This is a genomic window from Nostocoides japonicum T1-X7 (assembly GCF_001046855.1).
GTDB classification, from domain to species: domain Bacteria; phylum Actinomycetota; class Actinomycetes; order Actinomycetales; family Dermatophilaceae; genus Nostocoides; species Nostocoides japonicum.
In genome coordinates this window covers 4,764,445-4,766,031 of the sequence record NZ_HF570958.1, presented here as the reverse complement: position 1 = coordinate 4,766,031, position 1,587 = coordinate 4,764,445, and the positions used below count along the sequence as shown (strand labels likewise).

Below are 1,587 nucleotides of genomic sequence, written 5' to 3'. Positions count from 1 at the left end.
GCGGGCGCCGTCGGGACCCTCCTCGGCGGACGGTACCGACCCGTCGCGGTGGCCTCCGGGCTGTGCCTGCTCGCCGCCTCGGCGTTCACCCGATTCGGCGTCTTCGAGGCGGGCATCGAGTCCGCCAAGGACCCCCGCTACACGATCGAGCCGCAACGTCGGCGGCTCGAGGGCCGCCGAGCCGCGGGGATCACCGACGACTCCATCACGACCGCGGGCTGACCGCGCCATCCGCCGGCATGCCGGCGCGGACGAGCCTCACGCCGACGAGCCTCACGTGGACGAGCCTCACCTGGACGAGCCTCACCTGGACGGGCCTCACGTGGACGGAGAAGTTGCGCGGGGACGGAGGAATTCCTCCGTCCCCGCGCAACTTCTCCGTCCGACCGGGCGGCGCGATCCGGTCACCCGGCGAGCGGAGGCGGGCGGCGTTCGCTAGGTTGGGCCGCCACGGAGGCGTCAGGGTTCCTGGTGGTCCCCCCGGTCTTCAAAACCGAGGAGGTCGAGCAGCTCGGCCTGGCGGGTTCGATTCCCGTCCGCCTCCGCCACCCCGTCCCCGAGGCGGGTTCGATTCCCGTCCGCCTCCGCCACACCGTCCCCGAGGCGGGTTCGATTCCCGTCCGCCTCCGCCACCCCCTCCCCGGGGCACGGGCGACGCATAGAGTCTGGTGATGTGGAGTCTGGTGGCGTGAGCGAGGACCCGCGCCGGCGCATCCCACGCACCGACCGGCTGCTGGCGATCGCCGAGGTCGGCGCGGCCCGGCGGCGGCTCGGCGACCAGGTCGTCCGTTCCCTCGTCCGCGAGGCCCAGGACCGGGCCCGGCGCGGTGAGCTGGACCCGGAGGACGTCGAGCGGACGGTCGTCGACGCCGTCGCCAGCCGGCCCGCGTCGACGCTGCGTCCGGTGCTCAACGCGACGGGCGTCGTCGTCCACACGAACCTCGGCCGGGCACCGCTCTCCGAGGCCGCCGTCGAGGCGCTCGTCGCGGCGAGCGGGTACGTCGACGTGGAGCTCGACCTCGCGACCGGGCTCCGGTCCCGCCGGGGCGCGGCGACCCGAGCGGCACTGCTGCAGGCGTGTCCCGCGGCCGGCGACGCGCTCGTCGTCAACAACGGGGCCGCGGCGCTCGTCCTCGCGACGACCGCCCTCGCCGCGGGACGCGAGGTCGTCGTCAGCCGCGGCGAGCTCATCGAGATCGGGGCGGGCTTCCGGCTGCCCGACCTCATCGCGTCGACCGGTGCCCGGCTCCGTGAGGTCGGCACGACGAACCGGACCCACCTGCACGACTACGCCGAGGCCCTCGGGCCCGAGACCGGCTGCCTCCTCAAGGTGCATCCGAGCAACTACCGGCTCACCGGGTTCACGAGCGAGGCGACGCTCGCCGAGCTGCAGGAGATCGCCGGCACGCACGGCATACCGCTCGTCGCCGACCTCGGGAGCGGGCTCCTGCGCCCCGACGAGGCCGTGCCGGACGAGCCCGACGCGGCGACCGCGCTCACGGCCGGTGCCGACCTCGTCGTCGCGAGCGGCGACAAGCTGCTCGGCGGACCGCAGGCGGGGCTCGTCCTCGGGCGCGCCGACCTCGT

Annotated in this window: 1 protein-coding gene, 1 tRNA gene and 1 pseudogene; all 3 read left to right on the top strand. The window is 75.0% G+C overall.

The genetic code is table 11. The features are described 5' to 3' along the window. Nucleotides 1-222 (top strand): annotated as a pseudogene (locus tag BN12_RS21630) (NrfD/PsrC family molybdoenzyme membrane anchor subunit); the annotation flags it as partial. 230 nt (nt 223-452) lie between these two features. Continuing rightward, nucleotides 453-548 (top strand) — tRNA-Sec (locus BN12_RS21625). Between the two features lie 140 nt (nt 549-688). Continuing rightward, nucleotides 689-1,587 (top strand): L-seryl-tRNA(Sec) selenium transferase (gene selA, locus BN12_RS21620; protein WP_048556736.1); only part of this gene is annotated, 899 nt, incomplete at its 3' end.